18 protein-coding genes are annotated in these 23,755 nt (G+C 61.6%); 7 read left to right on the top strand and 11 right to left on the bottom strand.

What is annotated here, in order from left to right:
* Positions 1–79: 79 nt before the first annotated feature.
* Together E5K00_RS11915 and E5K00_RS11910 are read left to right on the top strand one after the other, a co-directional pair.
* Complete coding sequence (locus E5K00_RS11915) at positions 80–1,201, top strand: endo-1,4-beta-xylanase (RefSeq protein ID WP_245328265.1); 1,122 nt, start codon at positions 80–82, stop codon at positions 1,199–1,201.
* Between the two features lie 110 nt (positions 1,202–1,311).
* Entirely contained in the window at positions 1,312–3,930 is a 2,619-nt protein-coding gene (locus E5K00_RS11910) for a glycosyl hydrolase 115 family protein (protein ID WP_317128879.1), read from the top strand.
* 125 nt (positions 3,931–4,055) lie between these two features.
* Here E5K00_RS11910 and E5K00_RS11905 read toward each other — a convergent pair whose 3' ends face one another.
* From E5K00_RS11905 to argH, 9 genes are all read right to left on the bottom strand, one after another.
* The gene (locus E5K00_RS11905; RefSeq protein ID WP_135463437.1) at positions 4,056–5,129 is read right to left on the bottom strand and encodes a hypothetical protein; all 1,074 of its coding nucleotides are present in this window, start codon (positions 5,127–5,129) and stop codon (positions 4,056–4,058) included.
* 79 nt (positions 5,130–5,208) lie between these two features.
* The gene (locus E5K00_RS11900; protein ID WP_135463436.1) at positions 5,209–5,733 is read right to left on the bottom strand and encodes a thioesterase family protein; all 525 of its coding nucleotides are present in this window, start codon (positions 5,731–5,733) and stop codon (positions 5,209–5,211) included.
* A gap of 206 nt (positions 5,734–5,939) precedes the next feature.
* Complete coding sequence (locus E5K00_RS11895) at positions 5,940–8,174, bottom strand: xanthine dehydrogenase family protein molybdopterin-binding subunit (protein ID WP_135463435.1); 2,235 nt, start codon at positions 8,172–8,174, stop codon at positions 5,940–5,942.
* An 11-nt stretch (positions 8,175–8,185) separates the two neighbouring features.
* Positions 8,186–9,166 carry an FAD binding domain-containing protein gene (locus E5K00_RS11890; protein ID WP_135463434.1) on the bottom strand — a complete coding sequence of 327 codons (981 nt, stop codon included), beginning with the start codon at positions 9,164–9,166 and terminating at the stop codon, positions 8,186–8,188.
* Positions 9,163–9,789: a (2Fe-2S)-binding protein gene (locus E5K00_RS11885; protein WP_210114299.1), complete on the bottom strand. Its 627-nt coding sequence runs from the start codon at positions 9,787–9,789 to the stop codon at positions 9,163–9,165. Before E5K00_RS11885 ends, E5K00_RS11890 begins: the two co-directional genes overlap by 4 nt.
* Positions 9,790–9,915: 126 nt before the next feature.
* A complete protein-coding gene (locus E5K00_RS11880; protein ID WP_135463432.1) occupies positions 9,916–13,251 on the bottom strand; it encodes a UTP--glucose-1-phosphate uridylyltransferase in 3,336 nt (1,111 codons plus the stop codon).
* A gap of 126 nt (positions 13,252–13,377) precedes the next feature.
* Positions 13,378–14,322 carry a UTP--glucose-1-phosphate uridylyltransferase gene (locus E5K00_RS11875; RefSeq protein WP_135463431.1) on the bottom strand — a complete coding sequence of 315 codons (945 nt, stop codon included), beginning with the start codon at positions 14,320–14,322 and terminating at the stop codon, positions 13,378–13,380.
* 178 nt (positions 14,323–14,500) lie between these two features.
* Positions 14,501–14,974 carry a hypothetical protein gene (locus E5K00_RS11870; RefSeq protein WP_167856845.1) on the bottom strand — a complete coding sequence of 158 codons (474 nt, stop codon included), beginning with the start codon at positions 14,972–14,974 and terminating at the stop codon, positions 14,501–14,503.
* Between the two features lie 85 nt (positions 14,975–15,059).
* Positions 15,060–16,358, bottom strand: coding sequence for an argininosuccinate lyase (argH, locus tag E5K00_RS11865; protein WP_135463429.1), 1,299 nt, complete (start codon positions 16,356–16,358; stop codon positions 15,060–15,062).
* A 186-nt stretch (positions 16,359–16,544) separates the two neighbouring features.
* On the opposite strand from argH, the gene E5K00_RS11860 reads away from it, so the two are divergent.
* The gene (locus tag E5K00_RS11860) at positions 16,545–17,009 is read left to right on the top strand and encodes a VOC family protein (RefSeq protein ID WP_135463428.1); all 465 of its coding nucleotides are present in this window, start codon (positions 16,545–16,547) and stop codon (positions 17,007–17,009) included.
* A 3-nt stretch (positions 17,010–17,012) separates the two neighbouring features.
* Here E5K00_RS11860 and E5K00_RS11855 read toward each other — a convergent pair whose 3' ends face one another.
* Both E5K00_RS11855 and argB read right to left on the bottom strand, forming a co-directional pair.
* Positions 17,013–18,089, bottom strand: coding sequence for a M20 family metallo-hydrolase (locus E5K00_RS11855; protein ID WP_135463427.1), 1,077 nt, complete (start codon positions 18,087–18,089; stop codon positions 17,013–17,015).
* Positions 18,077–18,859 carry an acetylglutamate kinase gene (gene argB, locus E5K00_RS11850; RefSeq protein ID WP_135463426.1) on the bottom strand — a complete coding sequence of 261 codons (783 nt, stop codon included), beginning with the start codon at positions 18,857–18,859 and terminating at the stop codon, positions 18,077–18,079. Before argB ends, E5K00_RS11855 begins: the two co-directional genes overlap by 13 nt.
* Before the next feature lie 614 nt (positions 18,860–19,473).
* Between argB and E5K00_RS11845 the strand changes: the two genes are divergently transcribed.
* From E5K00_RS11845 to E5K00_RS11830, 4 genes are all read left to right on the top strand, one after another.
* Positions 19,474–20,052 (top strand): GNAT family N-acetyltransferase, encoded by a 579-nt coding sequence (locus E5K00_RS11845; RefSeq protein WP_135463425.1) that lies wholly within the window; start codon positions 19,474–19,476, stop codon positions 20,050–20,052.
* A gap of 144 nt (positions 20,053–20,196) precedes the next feature.
* Positions 20,197–21,384 carry an argininosuccinate synthase gene (argG, locus tag E5K00_RS11840; RefSeq protein ID WP_135463424.1) on the top strand — a complete coding sequence of 396 codons (1,188 nt, stop codon included), beginning with the start codon at positions 20,197–20,199 and terminating at the stop codon, positions 21,382–21,384.
* Positions 21,374–22,354 carry an N-acetyl-gamma-glutamyl-phosphate reductase gene (gene argC / locus E5K00_RS11835; protein WP_135463423.1) on the top strand — a complete coding sequence of 327 codons (981 nt, stop codon included), beginning with the start codon at positions 21,374–21,376 and terminating at the stop codon, positions 22,352–22,354. The genes argG and argC overlap by 11 nt, the downstream gene beginning before the upstream one ends.
* A 134-nt stretch (positions 22,355–22,488) precedes the next feature.
* On the top strand, positions 22,489–23,652 hold the full coding sequence (locus E5K00_RS11830) for an aspartate aminotransferase family protein (protein ID WP_135463422.1): 1,164 nt from the start codon (positions 22,489–22,491) through the stop codon (positions 23,650–23,652).
* Positions 23,653–23,755: the final 103 nt, after the last annotated feature.

Raw genomic sequence — 23,755 nt, 5'->3', positions numbered from 1 at the left:
GACTGTTAACGGTTCCGTTGCCAAAGTAAAATAAGCCCCTCTCCCAGAGGGGAGGGGTTGGGGTGGGGTTCCGCCCGCCATGACGTTCAAATTTGACAAACCCACCTTCATGAAGCCCACTGCTCCCTTCCGCAAACTCACCACCGCCGGCCTGCTCCTAGCCGGCCTCACCGTATTCAGCAGTCAGCAAAAAGCCCCCGAAAAGGGCCTGAAGGATTACTACAAGGACTATTTTCCGGTGGGCGTGGCCGTGTCGCCGGCGGGGTTGAAGGGCGCGGAAGGGGAGCTCATCAAGCAGCACTTCAACAGCATCACGCCGGAAAACGCCATGAAGATGGGCCCGATTCATCCGGAGGAAAACCGCTACGAGTGGCGCGACGCCGACGAAATCGTGCAATTCGCCCAGGATAACAAGCTGCGGGTGCGGGGCCATAACCTGCTCTGGCACGAGCAAACTCCGAAGTGGCTCTTCAAGGACGCGGCGGGCCAGCCGGTGAGCAAGGAAGTGCTGCTCCGGCGCCTGCACGACCATATTTTCACCGTCGTGCAGCGCTACAAGGGCAAGATCTACGCCTGGGACGTGGTGAACGAAGCCATCAGCGACAACCCCAACGAATTCCTGCGCAACTCGGAATGGTACCAGATCTGCGGGGAGGATTTCATTGCCAAAGCCTTCGAGTACGCCCACGAGGCCGACCCCCAGGCGGTGCTGTTCTACAACGACTACAACACCGAACGGCCCGAGAAGCGGGAGCGGATATTCAAGCTGCTCAAGAAGCTCAAGGATGCCAAGGTGCCCATCGACGCGGTGGGCCTGCAGGGGCACTGGTCGTTGCAGGAACCCACGGAAACTGAGCTGCGGAAGGCCCTGGACCAGTACGCGTCCCTGGGCCTGAAAGTGCAGATTACCGAGCTCGACGTCTCGATTTACCCCTGGGAAAAGGAGAAGCGCGCCAAACGGCCCGGCGAATCGGATGCCTACACGTCCGCGCTGGAGCAGCAGCAGGCCGCGCAGTACCGGATGTTCTTTAAAGTCTTCCGCGACTACCGCAAAGTGCTGACCGGCGTCACGTTCTGGAACATCTCCGACAAGTACACCTGGCTGGATACTTACCCCGTGGTCGGCCGCAAAAACTACCCGCTGCTGTTTGATCAGAACCAGCAGCCCAAGAAGGCTTACTGGGAAGTGGTGAAGTTCTAACGTTTTTTCACGCAGGGTCTCGCAGTGTAAAACCGCAGTGTTTCGCGGTGGTCGTTCACTGCGAAACCCTGCGCTATCCACTGCGAGACCCTGCGTGAAATATGAAATTTATGACGCTGCCCACCAAACTCCTGCTGTTTCTGCTGCTGCTGACCGGCTCGGCCGCTGCCCAGAACAGTCAGTACGTCTCCTTCGAAAAAAGCCGAACCGGCTTCCCGCTGGCCGCCGCCGGCAAGACCGCGCCGCTCTACGCCAGCCAGGCCGACTGGCCCGGCGTACTGCGGGCGGCCAAAGACTTGCAGGCCGACATCAACCGCGTCACCAAGCTGACGCCGACGCTGACCACCGACCAAGCCCCGACGGGCAAGGAAGTCGTGCTGATTGGCACCATCGGCAAAAGTCCGCTGATTGACGGACTGGTGAAGGCTGGAAAGCTCGACGTGTCGCAGGTGGCGGGCCGGTGGGAAACCTTCGTGCTGCAAGTGGTGGAAAAGCCGCTGCCGGGCGTGGCGCGGGCCCTGGTTATTGCCGGCAGCGACAAGCGCGGCACCATCTACGGCATTTATGATTTGTCGCAGCAAATCGGGGTGTCGCCGTGGTACTGGTGGGCCGACGTGCCCGTGAAGCCGCAACCGGCGCTCTACGTGGCGGCCGGGCGCCATTCGCAGGGCACGCCGCAGGTGAAATACCGCGGTATTTTCATTAACGACGAAGCCCCGGCTTTGCAGAACTGGTCGAAGGAGAAGTTTGGCGGCGTCAACTCCAAGATGTACGGCCACATGTTCGAGCTGATTTTGCGGCTCAAGGGCAACTACCTCTGGCCGGCCATGTGGGGCAATATGTTCAACGTGGACGACCCCCAAAACCCGGTGCTGGCCGACGAGTACGGCATCGTGATGGGCACCTCCCACCACGAGCCACTCACCAGGGCCCACGAGGAGTGGAAGCACGCCGGTAAGGGCGCCTGGAATTACCAGACCAACGCGGCCACGCTCCAGGAGTTCTGGCGGGGCGGCATGAAGCACATGGGCACTAGAGAAAACATCGTCAGCATCGGCATGCGCGGCGACGGCGACGAGCCCATGAGCCAGGAAAGCAACATTGCCCTGCTGGAGCGCATCGTGGCCGACCAGCGCAAGATTATTGCCGAGGAAACCGGCAAGCCCGCCGACCAAACGCCCCAGCTCTGGGCCCTCTACAAGGAAGTGCAGGACTACTACGACAAAGGCATGCGCGTGCCCGACGACGTGACTCTGCTCCTGTGCGACGACAACTGGGGCAACATCCGCAAGCTGCCCAAACCCGGGGAGAAGCCGCGGGCCGGCGGCTACGGCATCTACTACCACTTCGACTACGTGGGCGGGCCGCGCAACTACAAGTGGCTCAATACGAACCCGTTGCCCCGCATCTGGGAGCAACTGCACCTGGCCCACGAGTACGGCGCCAACCAGATCTGGATTGTGAACGTGGGCGACCTGAAGCCCATGGAATTCCCCATCAGCTTCTTTCTCGACTACGCCTGGAACCCCGACCAAATCAGCGCCGACCAAATCGACGACTACTCGCGCGACTGGGCCGCCCGGCAGTTTGGCTCCAAGTACGCCGCCAGCATTGCCGACATTCTGGCCAAATACGCCAAGTACAACAGCCGCCGCAAGCCCGAGCTGCTCGACGCTACCACCTACAGCCTGGCTACCGGCGAGTGGGCCACCGTGGTAGCTGACTACAACCAGCTGCTCGCCCAGGCTGAGAAAATCAACCAGCAGCTGCCCGCCGAGTACCGCGACGCTTACTACCAATTGGTGCTGCACCCGGTGCAGGCCTGCGCCAATCTGAACGAGCTGTATTATACCGTGGCCCAAAATAGAGAAGCCGCTAAAACCGGGCAGGCTACGACCAATATCCTGGCCGAAAAAGCCAAGGCCCTCTATGCCAAGGACGCCGAAATCACGAAGCGCTACCACGCTCTGGCCGGGGGCAAGTGGAGCCATATGATGGACCAGACCCACATTGGCTATACCTACTGGCAGCAGCCGGAGAAAAACGCCATGCCCGAAGTAGTGACTTTGGCAACCGACAAAATCAAGGCTGTGGCAGAGCCAACTATTCCACCATCAGGTTCTAAACCGCGGCACAACCGCACTTCTGACGCCGGTTTTGTGGAGGCCGACGGCTACGTGAGTATCGAAGCCGAGCACTACACCAAGGCCGTGGATGGCAGCAGCGTGAAGTGGCAAACCATTCCCGACCTGGGCCGCACCCTGTCCGGTGTCACCACGTTTCCAACTGTCGCGCCGAGCCAGCTGCCGGTTGGTAACTCGCCCCGCCTGGAGTACCGGGTGCAGCTCACCGGAAGTGGCCCGGTGACGGTGCAGGCCTACCTGGCCCCCACGCTGAATTTTCTGGGCGGTGAAGGCCTGCGCTACGCCGTGTCGTTCGACGATGAAGCCCCGCAGATTATCAACCTGCACACCGGGCTGGTGGCCGATAATGGCAACCGGCCCTGGGAAAAAGCCGTGGCCGAAAACATCCTCCACAAAACCTCCACCCACACGCTGACCAAGCCCGGTGCCCACGTACTCAAGTTCTGGCGCGTGGACCCCGGCGTGGTGCTCGAAAAGCTGGTCGTGGATACGGGTGGCGGGCAGCCCAGCTACCTGGGTCCGCCGGAAAGAGCCTCGGGCTCCGTAATTCCGAAAGAAGAGAAAGGCAGGGTAGGGCAGCGCTAGGCTTCGCTGCTGATCTTACTCAGGCTAAAGCACCCGCTACCGCGAACTGCCAGGGCACTAAAAGGCCCCAAACGAACCCGGTTGGGGCTGGTTTGGGGCCTTCTGGCAAATAATGAGGCCGGGGCTTAGCTCCGGTCGGCGTCGTTGTCGCGGCCGGCGTTGCGGCGGGGCATGGTGCCGTAGTCCGAGCCGTTGTCGTGGGGCGGCACAGGCGCGTCGTTTTGGGCGTCGCGGCTGTAGTCGTCCTTGGTGGGGGAAGAGGCACCGGCGGCCGGGTTCATGGGCGTGTTGGGGTCGTTGTAGGAGCCGCCCTTCGAGCCGATTCCTTCGCCGCTGTTGCCCTGATAGCTGGCTTCGCCCTCGGTGCGGGTGTAGCCGGTGCGGGAGTCGGAGCCGGTGGGCGTGGCAGCTTCCCGGTTGGGGCCGGGCTCGTTGGCGCCGTTCAGCTCGCCGGTGCGGCCGTGCACGGTGGGCTGGGGGTTGTACGTCGTGCCTTGCTGGGTGTCGCGCTGGTCTTTCTGGGAAGGGATGTAGCCGTAGTCGGCGCTCTGGTTGCGCTCGTGGCTGGTGCCGCTGTGGCTGGTGCCCGCGCCGCCGACCAGTGACGAATGGCCGTAGTCCTCGCTAAAGCCCGAATCGGGCGCCGTGGGCGAAGCGTTGTCGTTGCGGTAATGCGCATCCACGGTGGTACCGGCCAGGGGCGTGGCGGGCTCGTGGCCGAAGGTGCTACCCTGGGGGTTGTACTCGTCGGTGCCGGTGTTGTTTTCGGGCCGCCCGCCCTGGTAGCCGCCGGCGCTTACCGGCTGCGTGCCCGGCTGCGCGCCGTACACGTCGTCGGCGCGGTACTGGTTGCCGTAGCCGCCCTGGGTGCCGCCGGGGCCCTGGGGGCCAAACTCGCCCCGGCCGGGACTAGCCAGCTGATTTTCGCGCCGGTCGTCGTCGTGGTACACCGGCTGCACGCTGTTGCCGAAATTGCCGCCCCAATCGGCTTTGGGTGCTTCGTCCGTGGGGGCCGCGCCGGGGCGCACGGCATTTCGGTCGGCTTCCTTGTTTTCCTGCTCGTCGCCGGGCCCGGCATTCAGGGCACCCTGGCCCACGCTCATCTCCGAGTCGGCCAACGACTGGCTGGACGTGCCGGGCGTGTTGGTTTCCTGTTTTTTATCGGCGGTATTTTCGGTGTTATCGGGTTGAGTAGTCATGGTGCGGTGGGTTTGAAGGCAAGACGACAAGCGCCTTGCCTTCAAACCATACGCGCCCGGTACGGCAGAGTTTCCCCGCCTACGCGGCCCGCAGCTCCCGCATGTTCTGGCTCCAGGCCCGTACCCATTCCGGCAGCGCCGGCGACTCGGTCGGCTCGCCGGCGTGAGCCAGCACTTCCACCGGGTCGGCGGTGCCGCCCTTGCGCTTCACAAACCGCAGGCTCACCACGGCCGTGGCTATTACCTGCCCGTGGCGGATGAATTGCTGCTGCAAATACAGCAGCCGGTGGTCCCAGCCCAGGGCCCGGGTTTCGATTTCAAAGGTTTCGAACAGCTCCAGCGAACGGCTGAACTGAATGGTTTCGGCGGCCACTACGGCCATGGGGGCGAAGCTTTTGATCTTGGCCAGCAGCCCCGAGCGAACCAGAATGTCCATGCGGGCCAGGTCGCACAGAATCAGGTACTGCCCGTTGTTCAGGTGGCGCAGCACGTCCAGGTCGGTCGGCCACACCCGGAATTTGGTGCGGCAGGGGCCCAGTACGGGCACTTTGGGCTGGAAACGGGCGGTGAGCAGCAGCCAGAGCAGGCGGAAATACAGCTTCATAGTGGGGCGAAAATACGCCCCGGTCGGTTTGCGAACCAGCCGGGGCGTAGCAGGGTGTTTTACTGACTAAAGTGTTTTACTCAGAATGTCATTCCGAGCGCAGCCGAGGAATCTCGCGTGCTGACGTTGCCAAAGTAATCTGATTGCCATTGCACGCGAGATTCCTCGCGGGGCTCGGAATGACGTTTTGGTGAAAAATCCACGCCTCAAATCAGCTTGTCCGGCGTAATCGGCAGCTCCCGCACCCGCTTGCCGGTGGCGTTGAACACGGCGTTGGCAATGGCCGGGGCCACGCCGATGATGGCAATTTCGCCGATGCCTTTCGTGCCCAGCGCGTTGACGTACGGGTCGGGCTTGTTTACGAAAGCCACTTCCACAGTGGGCGAGTCGGCGTGGACGGGCACGTGGTAGTCGGCGAAGTCCTTGGTGACGTAGCGCCCGAACCGGTCGTCGATGTGGGCTGCTTCCATAAGGGCCATGCCAATGCCGCCCACGGCCCCGCCCTTCATCTGGTTGCCGGCGGTTTTCTCGTTCACAATGGTACCCGCGTCGGCGCACGACACGAGCTTGCTGACCCGCACTTCGCCGGTCAGCTCGTGCACCCGAACCTCGGCAAAGTGCACCGAAAACGAGTACATCGAGTACTGCTGGCCTTCTGAGCCCGGCTTGGCTTCCACCGTCACGGCTTGGTCGCCGCCTTGTTTCACTAGGTCGGCGAAGGAGACGCGGGTGCTTGGGGCGCTGCTCAGGGTTAGGTAACCATCCGTAAGCGTCACTTCTTCCTTTTTGGCCGCGGCAAAAGCCGGGGTGCCCGCGCTGGCCAATTGGCGCAGCTTGTCTTTCAGGGCTAGGCACGCCTCCTGGGTGGCCGGCCCCACGCTGTTTACCGTGGACGAGCCACCCTGCGTACCGGCCTTGGGAAACGACGAGTTGCCCAGCTCAAACCGGATTTTCTCCGGTGCGAGGCCCAGCGTGTCGGCCGCAATCTGCGTCATCACGGTGCCCGTGCCGGGGCCGATATCGGTGGTGGCGCAGCGCAGCAGCACGGTGCCGTCGGGCAGCAACTGGGCGCCCACGGTGGCCGCGCCGCGGTGGGCCCCAAACGTGCCCACGCCCATGCCGTAGCCAATCAGCCACTCCCCGTCGCGCAGGGAGCCGGGCTTGAGCTGGCGCTTATTCCAGCCAATTCGGTCGGCCCCCAACTGGTAGCACTCCTTCAGAAACTTGGTGCTCCAGGGCTTGTCTTTCTCCGGGTCCTTGTCGGTGTAGTTGCGCAGGCGAAATTCTAGAGGGTCCAGGTTCAGCATGAACGCCATTTCATCCATAGCCGACTCCAGGGCAAACGCGCCGGTAGCCTCGCCCGGGCCGCGCATCCAGATCGGGGAGCATACGTCCAGCGAAGCCAGGCGGTAGCGCGTCGTCACGTTGGAGGCTTGGTACATCATGCGCGTCTGGGCCAGCGTCGACTCGGTGAATTCCTCGTAGGTCGAGGTCTGGCCGATGGACTCGTGGGTGATGGCCGTGATTTTACCGTCGGGCGTGGCGCTCATGCCCAGCTTCTGCCAGGTGTAGGGCCGGTAGCCCACGTTGGTAAACATTTGCTCCCGGGTCAGCATCAGCTTCACGGGCCGGTTCACCACCTTGGCGGCAATAATGGCGGCCGACTCGTGGGGCCAGCTGTGCAATGCGTTGCCGAAAGCCCCGCCCACGAAGGTGGCAATGACTTTCACGTTTTCCTCGGGCAAGTTCCACTCCTTGGCGAAGTCGCGGCGGGTGGCCATGGTGCCCTGGGTTTTGTCGTAAATCGTGAGGCGGTCGGGGGCTTCCCAGTGGGCCGTAATGGCCTGCAGTTCCATGGGGTGATGCACCTCGGTGGGAATCACGTACTCCTGCTCCAGCTTGATGGCCCCCGTCTTGTAGGCGTCGACCTGGCCCCGCTGGTAGTCGTTCATCGGGTTCTTGGGGTTCTTCTTGGCCGCCGCGGGCAAGAAGGCCTCTGCCGTGCTGGCTTCGAGGTTGGTTTTGTGCTTTTCCTGGGCGTACTGGCCTTTTACCAGCCGGGCGGCAAAGCGGGCCTGCTCCCAGGAATGGGCCACGACCACGGCAATGGGCTGGTCGTTGAAGCGGATTTTGTCGTCCTTGAAAATCTTCAGCGGCCCGCCCACCGTGGCCGGCTGGCTCGGGTCTTTGCCGGCCGTGTCGAAGCCGGGCACCTTGGGCGAGTTGAAGTGGGTAATGACGGCCAGCACGCCCGGGGCCTTTTCGGCCGCCTTGGTGTCGATGCTCGTCAGGCGGCCCTTGGCAATGGTGCTGCCCACCAGCACGGCGTAGGCCATGTTGGGCAGCTCATATTCGGCCGAGTACTTGGCGCCGCCGGTTACTTTCAGGCGGCCGTCCACCCGGTTCATCGGCGCCCCGATCTGCTTGTCTTGTGCTTTCATAGAAGTCGGGATTAAGCTGCCGCGGCCGTTTTCAAGGCCTGAATAATGGTGTTGGGGGCCAGCTTGAGCTTGTAGGCGTTGTGCTTGAAGGCCTTGGCGCCCTGCATGGCCACTTCCGCGGCCTGCCGGAACGTGGCTTCGGTGGCGGGCTTGCCCACCAGGCTTTGCTCGGCCGCCGTCAGCCGCCAGGGCTTGTGGGCCACCCCGCCCATCGCCAGCCGCGCGGCCTTGATGGTGTTGTTCTCAATGTCCAGGGCGGCGGCTACCGAGAGCAGGGCAAAGGCGTAGGAGGCCCGTTCCCGCACTTTCTGGTAGTGCACGTGCTTGGTGAAAGGCCCGTCGGGAATATCCACGGCCGTTATCAGCTCGCCCCGCTCCAGGTTGGTGTCCTTTTCGGGCGTGTCGCCGGGCAGGCGGTGGAAGTCGGCAAAGGGAATGGTCCGCTCGCCCTTAGGGCCCGTCACCAGCACGGTGGCGTCGAGGGCGACCAGGGCCACGCTCATATCGGAGGGGTGTACGGCGATGCACTTGTCGCTGAAGCCGAAAATGGCGTGCATCCGGTTGATGCCTTCCAGCGCGCCGCAGCCCGAGCCCGGCTCCCGCTTGTTGCAGGGCATGGTCAGGTCGTAGAAGTAGGAGCAGCGGGTGCGCTGCAGCATGTTGCCGCCCACGGTGGCCATGTTGCGCAGCTGGGCCGAGGCTCCGGCGTTCAGGGCTAAAGCCAGCAGCGGCTGCCGCTCCCGCACCTGCTTGTCGTCGGCCACGGCCGAGTTCAGGGCCAGGGCCCCGATGCGCAGCTTGCCCGGGTCGTGGTCGATGCGGGCCAGGGGCAGGCGGTTGATGTCGACCAGCTTCTGGGGCGTGGCAATGCCGCGCTTCATCAGATCCACCAGGTTGGTGCCGCCGGCAATGAAGGTGGCGTTGGCGTCCTTGGCGACGGCCTCGATGGCCGCCTGGGCCTTGGTGGGGCGTACGTACTGAAACTGGTTCATACCTTCTGTCCTCCGTTTTTCACTTCCTGAATGGCCGCCACGATGTTGGTGTAGGCCCCGCACCGGCAGATGTTGCCGCTCATATACTCCCGGATTTCGGTTTCCGAACCCGCGTGGCCCTCGCGCACGCAGGCCACGGCGCTCATAATCTGGCCCGGCGTGCAGTAGCCGCACTGAAACCCGTCGTGCTTCACGAAGGCTTCCTGCATGGGGTGCAGCTTGTCGCCGTCACTGAGCCCCTCGATGGTGGTGACTTTGCGGCCCTCGTGCATCACCGCGAAGCTCAGGCAGCTGTTCACGCGCTGGCCATCCACGTGCACGGTGCAGGCCCCGCACTGGCCGTAGTCGCAGCCTTTCTTGGTGCCGGTCAGGTGCAGCTCTTCGCGCAGCAAATCGAGCAGGGTGGTGCGCGGCTCCACCGCGAGCTTGTACTTCTTGCCGTTTACTTCCAGCTTGAGGGGCACTTTTTCGAAAGCGGCGGCCACTTTCTCATCCAGCTCGAAGCTGGCGGCCTGAATGACGGGACCGGGTACCAAGGTGAAGGCAGTAAGGAGGGAGGAGTGCTTGAGAAACGTGCGCCGGCCCTCGTTGTGGCCGGCCGGCGTATCGGGTTCAGGGTTCATAGCCATAGCAGGAAGCCGTTAAAAGGTCTGGGTCAAAAGGAAAGGGGCGGGAGAAAACGTAACCGGCAAGCAGCCCATTGGGTTACTTGCCGGTTACGTTTTTTACGGGGCTGACAGCCGAGAGAATTACTCAAACACCCCGAGCGAGGCCACGTGGTCCTTGCTGCCGTCGGTTACCCAGGCGTCGAGCTGGGCGGGGTCCTTCATCTGCTGCCCGCGGCTGCGGGGCACCACGAGGTAGCCGCACTGCACGTCGGGCAGGGCCGACATGTCGCTCCACAGCTTCTCCATCTGGGCCACGGGGTAGATGTCTTCCTGGCCGTGGCCCCAGCGGAACTTCACTTCCTTGGTCGTCACGTAGGTCGGGATGCGCTGGGCCACCGCGCGCACGGCCCGGGCCAGCTGGGCGTCGTCGGCCGCTTGCAGCCCGGCGCGGGTGAGGCCGAAAAGCTGGAGCAGCGGGTCGATTTCAATCCAGGTGGTCATCGAGTTGTAGTAGCTCAGGGCCAACTCTTCCTCCTCCCGGGGCTGGGCCAGGCCTTCCAAGAGGCGCATCTGCCCATTCACGCGGGCCAGTCCGCCGCCCCGGTCCTCGATGCGGCGCGGAATTACCTCGAACGTGAGGGCGTTGCCGGAGGCGCGGTGGTAACCCAGGGCGGCGGCGTGTACGTCGGCCCCCAACGTGTCGATGTTGTGGAGCATGATGGTTTCCACCGCCGGGTTTTCGCGCAGCAGGCGGGCCAGCGTGCCGTTGCGCAGCAGGTTCGACACCTCGTACCAGTGGCCGAGCGGGGAGAAGCGCTGGGCGGCAATGTTGTCGACGTAGTCGGTGCCCTCGCCCTTGCTTTTGGCCCAGCCAATCATGGTATTGCGCACGGCCTCGCGCACTTTCTGCTTGTTTTCGTCGAGGGTTTCCTGGGGCATTTCTTCCCACATAAAGCGCAAATCCCGCTCCATGGGCACGAAGCGCTGCCCGATGGAGCGGCCCTCGGAGAGGTACACCGCGCCGTCGTAGCCGTAGTTCCGGGTCTGCGCCAGCGTCTGCCGAATGGGCTCGTGCGTCAGGTAGCTGGTGGCCACGATGTGCGGAATTTTTGCGCCGTACTCCTCAGCCACGCGGCGCGTTTTGGCCAGGTGAATTTCCAGGAAGCTGCGGTGCCGCCCGTTGATTTCCACAAACGGGTTCAGGGCCTTAATCACGCCCGCGCCCTTGGTCCAGCGGCTGCCCACGCCGGCCGCCAGGCTCAGCACGGCCACCTTCCCGGCGCGGATGGCGTCTTCGCCCAGCTTCTCGACTTCCTGCAAATCGGCAAACTGCACCACGTCGGCGGGCTGCACGTCGTCGATGGCCGTTTCGGCGGGCAGGCGGTTGCGCGAGAGGCCAATCAGGCCCTTCTGCAATTCTTCCCGGATGTCTTCGTGCTGAATGTAGTCGAAGCCATTCTCGCGCTTGATCTGCTCGGCCTTGTCGTTTTCCACGCTGCGGTTGCCCTGGGCCGTGGGGTCCGATACCTTGAACAAGTTGCTGACGATGGTGCGCAGCAGCGGATACGCCAGGTTGTTCTGCTCGCAGTAGGTCGTGAAGTAGTCGATTTCGGCCCGCCGCAGGTAGGAAATAGATTCCGGGTCCTGCCTTACGAGGCCCGAAACGTGGATGGCGTAGTACTGCTCGGGCATCAAGGCCTCGTTGCCTTCGTGCAAAGTGCTCCAGGTGCCTCGCCGGTTGATGCTCCAGTTGTAGACTACCGGCTCCATGGCAAACGGCAGCGCGGCCGAGAGTTCCTGCTTGGTGGTGCGCAGCATTTCCAGCACGCGCACCTTGTAGTCCTCGTACCTGGTGGGATTCACGAACATGCCCATGCCGCCGCCCGACATGCCGCCCAGCATCAGGAAGCCGTAGTAGTCGGCCCCAAATTCCTTTTTGGCCTTGGCAATAATCTGCTCGGTAAAGTAGGTCGACGCCCAGGGAATAATCGTCTTGATCGGGCCTTCAAAATTGCGGGCCGTGTTGGCTCCCAGCTTCTGAATGTCGCCTTCCTTGATGGAGGCCAGAATGTTGTCGAAAATCTCGTTGGTCTGCTGCCGGGCGGCCGTTTCCTGCTGGCCGCGCAACAAGTATTTCTCGGTCACCATCTCCAGAATCGGGCCCACGTTGGAGGCCATGCCGCCGTGCATCAGCACCAGGGAGTTCATGATTCTTTCCCCGATTTCGGGATGTACGTCGTCGCCCTCCAGCACCCGGTGCCGCGGCAGCAACGTGCCCCGGCTAATGTCGTATTCCGGGTCGCCGGGCTGGGCAAACGTGCCCTGAATAGCCTTGATGCCGGGCCACACGCCCCCCGAATCCTGCCAGCCCCCGCCCGAGCCGCCAATCCACTCGCCCAGAATGGCGCGGGATGCTACCAGCCGCCGCTCGTTCTCGTCGAGGCCGCCGGTCAGGTTTTTGGTCTGGCCCGTGGCCCGCATCAGCAGGCTGATGATGGAGCCCAGCAGATTGGTGGAAACGGCGAAACGGGAGCCTTTGGGAATGTCGTTTACCTTAGTCACCAGCTCGATGCCCATGCCCGGGGCCACCATCCGCGCCAGGATTTCCGGCAGGCTTTGGTTGGTGCCTTCGAAGGACGGCGGAATCAGGCCCGAGGCAATAACGCCGGCCTTGACCAGGCTCAAATAGTCGTTGCCGAAGTTGAATAAATCGGCCAGGTCCGTGACGTCCTTGGTCGTGTTCAAATCGATGCTCGTGAGGCGCAAAACCGGCTCGGGAATGACGCGCACGTAGGCGTGCAGCGGCGGCCGGATGTCCTTGTCGCGCCCGAACATGCCCAGGTCAATCGACAGGTTCACGACCCGCGCGCCCTCGGGGTAATCCATGCCCAGGAAGAAGATATCCGACCAGCCGCTGTGAGTAAGGTCCATGCGCACGGAGGTGTGCTCGTGCAGCACGGGGTAAAACAAGGACGTGTCGTTACGCTGCAATAGCGCCGGGTGAATTCGGATCGGGTGCTCGTCCTGGTGGCCCACGCGGAACATCCACTGGTTGCCCTTGCTGGAGCGCACACTCTTGCGCACCTGGTCGGCCAAGATCTGGAAGGATAGGTGGTGGTAGCTGTCGGCCAGGGCGCTGAAGAGCGTGGCGTTGGGCCCGTGCTGGTCCAGCTCGCGCAAAAACGTGCTGATGGCCTGCTCGAAGCGGCGGCCCAGCAGGTCTTCAAAGCCGGCGTAGGGAATCTTACCCACGGCCGGAATGTCCTTCGATTCCTGGAGGAAAAACCGGAAGCCGGCGTACAAAAACAGGATGGCCCGCACTTTGTCGTAGAGGCTGGGCGTGGCCTTGCGGAACTCGTCCAGCTCGCGCAGACTGCGCAGCAGTTCCCGGGCCGAAAGGCCCCGGCTTAGGGCGTAAAAGTCCCGGTTCCGCTTCTCGGGCTCGGTAGCGGTAATGGTTTCGACGAAAATATTCATGACGTTGGGTGTAGAGACGCGTATTCGCGTCTCAATCGTTGCTGACGTTGTTTTGAGTGAGTGCGCATACGCCCGTCGTTGGCTGTGCCGACCTTCGGTTCAACGACGAGACGCAAGTATGCGTCTCTACACGCGGGTATTGGCTTCGGCCAGCAATTCGACCATCGTCGTCAGGGTTTCGTCGTGGGCCTCGCCGGCCAGGCCCAGGGCCAGCTGGGCGCGGAGCAGGCCGTGGCGGCGGCTCAGGTCGTAGCGGTTGCCACGCACTTCCAGGGCCAGGTATTTCTCGGATGCAGCCAGCTCCTGCAAAGCGGGCGTGAGCAGTACGTTGGTGCTGCCGGCCTCGATTTGCTTCCGCAGAATGTCGAATATGCCCGGCGTAAGCACGTGCATGCCGAAGAAGCACAGGTAATAGCCGGCGCGCAGGCCCGGGGTCTGCAATTCCAGCTCGGCGGTGCTCAGCGAGGGTTTCTCGATGATTTTATCAATCTGGTACACGCCCGACTGGCCGGCCGCGTGCTTGCCCGTGAGCGTGCCGTAGCGCCCAATCTGGTGCTCGATAGTTGGGTTTACCGCAGACACGGCGCACTCTTCCTGCGCGGCCAATTCCAGCACCTGCGCGGCACAGCGCTTGCCCGCCACGTGCGACACGTAGAGGTAGTCGCCGAGCAGCAGCAGAAACGGCTCGTTGTTCACAAACTCCCGGGCGCAGTACACGGCGTGGCCGTAGCCCAGCGCTTCGGCCTGCTCGGCAAATTGCAAGCGGCTCAGCAGGTGGTCGATTTTGCCGGCCTGCTCTTTGGCCCAATCCACGTTCTGGTAGGTCTTGATCAGGTTGTCGCGCAGAGAGGTGAAGGCCGCCACGTACCGCTCCCCGTCGCCGGGGGCGCACACCACGCACAGCTCCTCGATGCCGCTGCTAAACGCCTCCTCGGCAATAATCTGGATGACGGGCTTGTGCAGGCCGTCCACATCCACCACCGGCAGCATGGCTTTCTGGATGGTATCGGCCACCGGGTAGAGGCGCTGGCCGCGGGCGGCGGCGGTAATGACGGCTTTTTTGATCTTCATGGGCATTGTTTGAGTATTCACGCAGGAAAATGCCGGGAGAGAGGCGGGTTGGAAAATTGGGTTCGTCGGGCCTTAGCAGAAGCCGTTGGAAGGTCAGACGTTGAATTATCGTTTGTGTTGCAAGAACGTCATGCTGGGCTTGTCGAAGCATCTATACCGCTTCGTTGGAGTGATGCTATTAATTAGCATCATATTCCCGTTGCAGATGTTTGCCTACAATGTTCAAATACCGGATTGTGGTTGCGGTAGGTAATTTCTTCTTTTCGATATAAGCCAAATATTCCCGAAGAACGTCATTCACATGGGTTCCCTCGAAAAGGGTAGTTGCGCCTTTGTGAACAATTAATATGCGTCTTTCAGCGTGTGGGCTGCTCAACTTATAAGAATATATCCCGTCCCGAAAGACGTAGTTATTATGGTTTGCCAAATCAAAAATATAAACAGGAAAGGCGTTTTGCGGCAGCTTTTCCTGGCGCTTAATGGCTTTATTTATTCGTCGCAGCACACTGTCCGGAACATCAACCTGCTTGAATGGTGAAGTAGCGGTCTTCAACTTTTGCTGACTGTAGGCACAATGTGCAGTCGTGAGCAAAAGCAACAAGGTAAGTAGTCTGGGTTGAAGCATAAGCTTCTCTTTAGTAATGGTTTGCAACGAAGCAGTAGAGATGCTTCGGCAAGGTCAGCATGACGGATTAGCATTGCACGCGAGATGTCTCGCTTTGCTCGACATGACGGTCTTAAAACAACCCACTCGACGCTTTCAACCGCGCCATTTTTGCCTGGATTTCCGCCAACCCCAGGTTGTGGATACTACCCAGATGCGTGGTTTGAAACTCCTTGTGCGGCACGTAGGAACCGTCTTCCACCGCCAGCCCGACTTGCTTGTACGCCGTGCGAAACGGCGTGCCGCTTTGAATCAGCTGGTTGATGTTTTCCACCGTGAAGGTCGCGTCGTACTTCTCCTTGTTCAGCAGGTCCGGCTTGATTTTTAGCTGGGGCAAAGCAAACAGCACGATGTCTAGGATGTCCAGGAACTGCGTGAGGGGCTCGAAGAGCAGCTCTTTCAGAATCTGAAAGTCGCGGTGGTAGCCGCTGGGCAGGTTGCTGATGGTGAGCGTAATGGTGTTGGGCAAGGCCTGCAGCGAATTGCAACGGGCCCGGATGAGCTCAAACACGTCGGGGTTTTTCTTGTGGGGCATGATGCTGGAGCCGGTGGTAAACTCCTTGGGTAGCTCCACGAAGGCCATATCCTGCCCGTTGTATAGCACCAGGTCGTAGGCCATTTTGGCCAGCGTAGCGGCCATGCCGGCCACGGCGAAGGCCACGGTTTTTTCGGTTTTGCCGCGCAGCATCTGGGCGCCCACGCTGCTCACGGCCACGCTGCCGAAGCCCATCTGCCGGGTCGTCAGTTGCCGGTCGATGGGGAAGGAGCTGCCGAAGCCCGCGCCCGAGCCCAGGGGGTTCTGGTCGGCCACGGTGTGGGCGGCTTCGAACAGGGCCAGATCCAGCAGCAGATGCTCGGCGTAGGCTGAGAACCACAGGCCAAATGAGCTGGGCATGGCCGCCTGGAAGTGGGTATAGCCCGGCATCAAATCGGTTTGGTGGGCCTCGGCTTTTTGCAGCAGCACCTCAGCCAGCTGCATGGTTTTGGCCGCCACCCGCTCGGTGTAATCCTTCAGAAACAGCTGAATGGCGGTGAGCACCTGGTCGTTGCGGGAGCGGGCGGTGTGAATCTTCTTGCCCGCGTCGCCGAACTTCTCGGTCAGGTAATACTCAATCTTGGAGTGCACGTCTTCGAACTCCGCCTCGATGGTGAAGCTGCCGTCAGCAATCTGCGCGGCCAATTCCCCGAGGCCCTGCTGGAGCTGCTCGTTTTCTGCGGCGGAAATCAGGCCGGCCTGGGCCAGCATCGTGGCCTGGGCCTGGGAGGCCCGCACGTCGAACTGCGCCAGGTACATATCCAGCTCCCGGTCTTGGCCGACGGTGAACTGCTCAATTTTCTTGTCAACGGCTATGCCCTTGTCCCAAATCTTCATGGTCTGTGCTGCTAAGGGAAGGCCGGCGGGCGGCTTTCCCGGTACTACGTTTTTGTGGGCCAGCTCCGCCGACGCCGGCCCGCGGTGGGCGTGTCGCAAAGTGCCCGGTATTTGTCGCTATTCCACCGTCTGCGGCCGGGGGCGGGGCGGTACTTTTACGTATCAATCCACCAGGAATACGGCGCCATGCAAAAGATTACCACCTTTCTGACTTACAACGACCAGGCCGAAGAAGCCGCCACGCTTTACACCAGCCTGTTCCCGGATTCCGCCATTCAGCGCGTCACCCGCTACCCGGCCGGCACCTACCAGGCCGCCGGCACGGTCATGACGGTGGAGTTTACGTTGGCCGGACAAAAGTACGTGGCCCTGAACGGCGGACCATACTTCACGTTCACAACCGGTATTTCATTGTCGGTAAGCTGTCAGGATCAGGCCGAAATAGATACTCTGTGGGACAAGCTCACGGCCGACGGCGGGGAGCCGGGCGACTGTGGCTGGCTCAAGGACCGGTTTGGCGTGTCGTGGCAGATTACGCCGGCCAACATGGGCCAGCTGCTGAGCAGCGACGACCCGGCCCGCGCCCAGCGCAAAATGGCCGCCATGATGCAGATGCACAAGCTGGACATTGCCATCCTGGAAAACGCCTAAGGCCTACAGCTGCAAGCCTTCCAGCAGCTCGATGTAGGCCCGAATGCCGCCCCGGATTTCGTAGCGGTAGATGTACTCGTCCGGGGTGTGGGAGCGGGCCGAGTCGCCGGGGCCCATCTTCACCGTCGGAAACGGCATCAGGGCCTGGTCCGACATGGTGGCCGAGCCGTAGGTTTTGCGGCCCAACGCCACGCCCCGGCGCACCAGCACGTGGCCGGGGCTGATGCGCGACGAGTTGAGCCGCACCGAGCGGGGCACCACCTCCGATTGCACGTTTTCCCGCACGGTCTGCACCACTTCCTCGTTCGAGTAAAACTCGTTGGTGCGCACGTCCACCACGAAGCGGCACACGTCGGGCACCACGTTGTGCTGGGTGCCGGCCTGAATCTGGGTCACCGTCATTTTTACCGGCCCGAGTAGCTCCGACACCTTCGGAAACTTGTACTGCTGCAGCCACTGAATGTCGGCCAGGGCTTTGTACAGGGCATTTTCACCCTCGTTGCGGGCCGCGTGGCCGGTTTGGCCGTGGGCGGTGCAGTCGAGCACCACCAGGCCTTTTTCGGCAATGGCCATGTCCATCTGCGTCGGTTCACCCACGATGCCCAGGTCGATTTTGCCCAGCTGCGGCAGCAGGCTGCTGATGCCGTTGGCCCCCGAAATTTCCTCTTCGGCCGTAATGGCGCAGATCAGGTTGTAGGGCAGGTCCGGGCGCTGCTGAAAGTACAGAAACGTGGCCAGCAAGCTGACCGCGCAGCCGCCCGCGTCGTTCGAGCCCAACCCGATGAGCTTGTCTTCGGCTTCTTCCACCACGCCGCCAAACGGGTCGTAAGTCCAGGTGGCGCCGGGCTTCACGGTGTCGTGGTGGGAGTTGAGCAGCACGGTGGGCTTGGCCGGGTCGAAGTGCTGGTTTACGGCCCACACGTTGTTGAGCTGCCGCTGGGGCCGGGCCCCGTGCTGGGCCAGAAACTCAACCAGCAGCGCGGCCGTAGCGTCTTCCTCCCGCGAAAACGACTGGGTTTGAATCAGGCGGATTAACAGCTGAATAGCTTCCTCCGCCAGCTGGTCGGTTAGCTCCGGCATAGGATGGTTTTTACGGGCTCGTTGATTTTCAGCGCGTTTTCGATAACGACCCGCTCCACGCCGGCGTCCAGGGCCGCAAAGGCATTGTCCAGCTTGGGCACCATGCCGGCCGCAATGACGCCGCTTGTTTTGAGTTCCTGGTACTGCCCGGGCGTTATCTGCGGAATGATGGATGTCTCGTCGTTTATATCGGCCAGCACCCCGTCTTTCTCGAAGCAGAAGTGCAGCTCCACCTCGTAAAATGAGGCCAGGGCCCGGGCCAACGAGCTGGCAATGGTGTCGGCGTTGGTGTTGAGCAGCTGGCCCTGCCCGTCGTGGGTGATGGCGCAGAAAACTGGCATCAGGCCCGCGTCCAGCAGCTGTTGCAGCAGGTCGGCGTTGATGCTGTGCTCGTCCAGGTCGCCCACGAAGCCGTAGTCGATTTCCCGCACCGGGCGCTTCGTGGCGCGAATCACGTTGCCGTCGGCCCCCGACAGGCCCAGGGCGTTGACACCTCGCGCCTGCAAGCCGGCCACCACCTGCTTATTCGTTTTACCAGCGTAAAACATGGTCACGACGTCGAGCGTGGCCGCGTCGGTGATGCGGCGGCCCTGCACCATCTGGGGCGCGATGCCCAGGTCCTGCAGCATCTGGCTGGCGCCCTTGCCGCCGCCGTGCACCAGCACCTTGCGGCCGGGCACCTGGGCCAGGGCCGCCAGAAACTGATTCAGCTGGGCCGCGTCGTCGATGATGCCGCCGCCGATCTTAAATATTTTCAGGACTTCACGCATACCGTGGGGGAGGGGAAATAAGGGCCCTAAGGGCTGGAATAGACGGATTTGGCCAGGGCATGGTTCGGGCAGCGCTGCCCGGCGGGCCAAAGTTGCCGCGTTTTTTTCGCGGCGGCCCGGCAAAGTTTCCGAAAAAAAACATCTAGTTTTGCAACGATTTAGCGGTTTAAACGATTTAAAGCGCGAAACACTCCTACGCCGCCCCGCGGCACCCGTCATGATTCGTCTCTCCTCTATTGCGCTTCTGCGACGACCCATTTTGGTCGTGCGAATTATGCCAGCTTAACTGCTGGCTGCAATAATTCGCCGGCCTACACTTCCCAAACCGGCGCGGAGCTGCTCAAGTTAGCAGCTCTACTTGAAGAGAAACCTTACGAATAACTGACCTTAGTCCGAGTGTAACCCCCCAGTACGTGTGACTTTTTCCGGCCCTCTGCCGGAATTCTCCGCTCTTTCGGCCTGATCCGCCGGCCCGCTTCTCTTCCGGGTTTTGCCTGCTTCCGGCGCCGCCGTCGGGAGCCGCGTAGCCACTTCCACCCGCTGCGCTTCCCCTTTCTTCTTTCGTCTTTCCGAGTCTGCTGCCGTATACGAAGGCAACTAACCGAGCTTTGACCATGCTGTTACGAGTCGCCAATGCTGCCGATGCGCAGTACGTGGAAACCCTTTGTCAGTGGTATGAGGAATCTGCCAGAACCCGCGGCGTTGGTATTGCCAAGCGTGATCCTAACTACTTGAAAAAGAAGATGGAGCGCGGCGATGCCGTCATTGCCTTCGCCGACGACAACGTCCTGGCCGGCTTCTGCTACATCGAAACCTTCGAGGACGCGAAGTTCGTCGTCAACTCCGGGCTGATCGTTAACACCGAGCTGCGCAAGGAGGGCCTGGGCCGCTCCATCAAGCACCGCGTGTTTGAGCTCTCGCGCACCAAATACCCGCAGGCCAAAATCTTCGGCATCACCACCAGCGGGCCGGTGATGAAGATCAACACCGAGCTGGGCTACCGCCCCGTGACCTTCACCGAGCTGACCCAGAGCGACGACTTCTGGAAGGGCTGCATGGGCTGCAAAAACTACCCGATTCTGCAGGAAAATCAGCGCAAAATGTGCCTGTGCACCGGTATGGTCTACGACAAGCTCGAAGACCAGTACGGCAAGATTGCCCAGGAAAGCATTGAAATCCTGAGTCAGGGGTAATGACTGTTTGTCATTCCGAGCGCAGCCGAGGAATCTCGCGTGCTGAGGTCTGAGTAGTATTCCAACGTCAGCACGCGAGATGTCTCTTCTCTGCTTGAAGCGCAGAATGTTCGACATGACGTTTTGATAAACACTTAACAACACATGAAAAAGGTAGTTTTAGCGTACAGCGGCGGCTTGGATACGTCCTACTGCGTGGTGTACCTGACCCGCGAGCTGGGTCTGGAAGTGCACACGGTTATCGTCAACTCCGGCGGCTTCTCCGAGGAGGAGCTGGCGGCCATCGAGAAGCGGGCCTACGAGCTGGGCTCGACCAAGCACGAGGTCATCGACGTAACCCAGCGCTTCTACCAGGACTGTTTGCGCTACCTCATCTTCGGTAATATCCTCAAGAACGATACGTACCCGCTGAGTGTCAGCGCCGAGCGGATGTTCCAGAGCCTGGCGCTGGCCGAGTATGCCCGCGAGCATAAGGCCGACTACATTGCCCACGGCAGCACCGGCGCCGGCAACGACCAGGTCCGTTTCGACGTGGCCTTCTCGGTCATTGCCCCCAACACGGAAATCATCACGCCCATCCGGGATTTGAAACTGTCCCGCCAGGCCGAAATCGACTTTCTGAATCAGCACGGCTTCGAGATGAGCTGGGAAAAAGCCAAATACTCGATTAACAAGGGTATCTGGGGTACCAGCGTCGGCGGTGTCGAAACCCTGACTTCGCACCAGGCTCTGCCCGAGTCGGCGTATCCGACTCAGCTCAGCGCCACGGAGCCGACCAACATCGAAATTACCTTCGAGAAAGGCGAGCCGGTAGCGCTGAACGGCGAAACCATGAACCCGGTGGCCTTGATTCAGGCCCTGAACGAGCTGGCCGGCACCTACGCCATTGGCCGCGACACCCATGTGGGCGACACGATTCTGGGTATCAAGGGCCGCGTGGGCTTCGAGGCGCCCGCCCCGCTGATTCTGCTCAAGGCCCACCACTTGCTGGAAAAGCACACTAGCTCGCGCTGGCAGCTGCTGCACAAGGACTACGTGGCCAACTGGTACGGTACGCTGCTGCACGAGGCCCAGTACCTCGACCCGGTGATGCGCGACTTCGAAGCCCTGCTGACTTCCTCGCAGGAGCGGGTGTCGGGCAAGGTGTTCGTGACGCTAAAGCCCTACCAGTTTGAGTTGCAGGGCATCGAGTCGCGCTACGACATGATGCGCTCCAAAGTGGCGACGTACGGCGAGGAAAACGACGCCTGGGACGGCCGCGACGCCAAGGGCTTTATCAAGATTTTCAGCAACCAGCTGCGCATTCACTCTTCCTTCAACGATGAAAATTAAGGCCGGCATTGTGGGCGGGGCCGGCTACACGGCCGGGGAGCTGATCCGCATTCTGCTCCACCACGAGTTTGTGGAGCTGGGCGGCATCGTCAGCTCGTCCAACGCGGGCAACCCCGTGCACCAAGTGCACGACGACCTGGTGGGCGACACTGACCTGGTGTTTGCCTCGGGGCTGGCCGGCGACGAAGACGTGGTGTTTCTCTGCCTGGGCCACGGCAACTCGAAAGCCTGGCTGGCTCAACACCCGCTGCCCGACACCACCCACGTCATCGACCTGAGCAACGACTTCCGCCTGGAGGCCGACGCCGAGTTTGCCGACCGGGAGTTTGTCTACGGCCTGCCCGAGCTGAACAAAGGCCGGATTCAGCAGGCCCAGAGTATTGCTAATCCCGGCTGCTTTGCCACCGCCATTCAGCTGGCGTTGCTGCCGCTGGCCCAGGCCGGTAAGCTGACCGAGGACGTGCACGTATCGGCCATAACGGGCAGCACGGGCGCGGGGCAGAGCTTGGCGGAAACGGTGCACTTCTCGTGGCGCACCAACAACGTGTCCATCTACAAGCCCTTTACCCACCAACACTTAGGCGAAATAGCGGAGAGCCTGGCCCAGCTGCAGCACGAACTGGCCGTGGACATTCACTTCATTCCCTACCGCGGCAACTTCGCCCGGGGCATCTTCGCCAGCGTCTACACGCCTTCGGACCTGACCCAGGACGAGGCCCGGGAGCTGTACCAGAAGTTTTACGCCGACGCGCCGTTTACGACGGTGTCGGATAAGGAAGTGCATCTGAAGCAGGTGGTGAATACCAACAAGTGCCTGCTGCACGTGCAAAAAGTCGGCAAGCAACTGCTCATCACCTCGGTCATCGACAACTTAGTGAAGGGTGCTTCGGGGCAGGCCGTCCAGAACATGAACCTCCTTTTTGGCCTGCCGGAAACGACGGGACTCAACCTCAAATCGGTGCTTTTCTAACCCCACCCCCGGCCCCTCCCCTCCGGGAGAGGGGTGCCAGACGACTTTTTCAAAATCATATCCATAGTAGCCCAACTACCAGAACGCACCCCTCTCCCGGAGGGGCCGGGGGTGGGGTCAATGACTTGCAAACCATGGAGCTTTTCAACGTTTATCCGCTCGTCAACATCACGCCGGTTAAGGCGCTCGGGGCGAAGCTCTGGGACGACCAGGGCCAGGAATACCTGGATTTCTACGGCGGGCACGCCGTTATTTCCATCGGCCACAGCCACCCGCACTACGTGCAGCGCCTCACCGAGCAACTGCAGAACATCGGCTTCTACTCCAACTCGGTGCAGATTCCGATTCAGCAGCAGCTGGCCCACAAGCTCGGGCAGGTGTCGGGCTACGAAAGCTACTCGCTGTTCCTGTGCAACTCCGGGGCCGAGGCCAACGAAAACGCCCTGAAGCTGGCTTCCTTCCACACCGGAAAAAGCCGCGTTATTGCCTTCAAAGGCGCTTTTCACGGCCGGACTTCCGGGGCCGTAGCCGCCACCGACAATCCCAAGATTGTCGCGCCCTTCAACGCCGGCCACCGTATTGCCTTCGTGGACTACGACCTGGCCGCCGTGGAAAAGCAGCTGCAGGACGGGGACGTCTGCGCGGCCATCATTGAGCCCATTCAGGGCGTGGGCGGCATCATCATGCCATCCGACGAGTTCCTGCAAAGTCTGGCCGCTTTGTGCAAGCAGTACGGAGCCCTGCTCATTGCCGACGAGGTGCAGAGCGGCTACGGCCGCAGCGGTAAGTTCTTCGCCCACCAGCACGCCGGGATTCAGCCCGACGTTATTTCCGTCGCGAAAGGCATGGGCAACGGCTTCCCCATCGGCGGCATCCTGATTTCGCCGGAATTAAAGGCTTCCTATGGTTTGCTGGGCACCACCTTCGGCGGCAACCACCTGGCCTGCGCCGCCGCGCTGGCCGTACTGGAAGTTATTGAGCAGGAAAATCTGCTGAATCACGCGGCCGAGCTGGGCGCTTATCTTCGGCAGGAGCTGGAAGCCAAGGCCGGGGCCGAGGAAATCCGGGGCCGGGGCCTGATGGTGGGCATCAAGTACGACTTCCCTATTAAGGACGTGCGCGACAAGCTGCTCACGGACTACCACATCTTCGTGGGCAACGCTTCCGACCCCACGGTGCTGCGCCTGTTGCCCCCGTTGAACATCACCCAGGCCGAAGTCGACCGGTTCCTGCAGGCGCTGTACGCCCTGACGGAGAAGTCGGTGGCCGAGATTCCCCAAGCGTCGGCGCTGGATTAGAACGGTGTAGCGACGCAATATTTTGCGTCTTCCCGTTGAACGGCTGGCGCCAGAACGTCGGCCCCGCATAAACAACATCAGCAACGATTGAGACGCGAATACG

It is taken from the genome of Hymenobacter aquaticus (genome assembly GCF_004765605.1).
Taxonomy (GTDB): domain Bacteria; phylum Bacteroidota; class Bacteroidia; order Cytophagales; family Hymenobacteraceae; genus Hymenobacter; species Hymenobacter aquaticus.
This window is presented reverse-complemented; position numbering and strand designations above follow the sequence as displayed.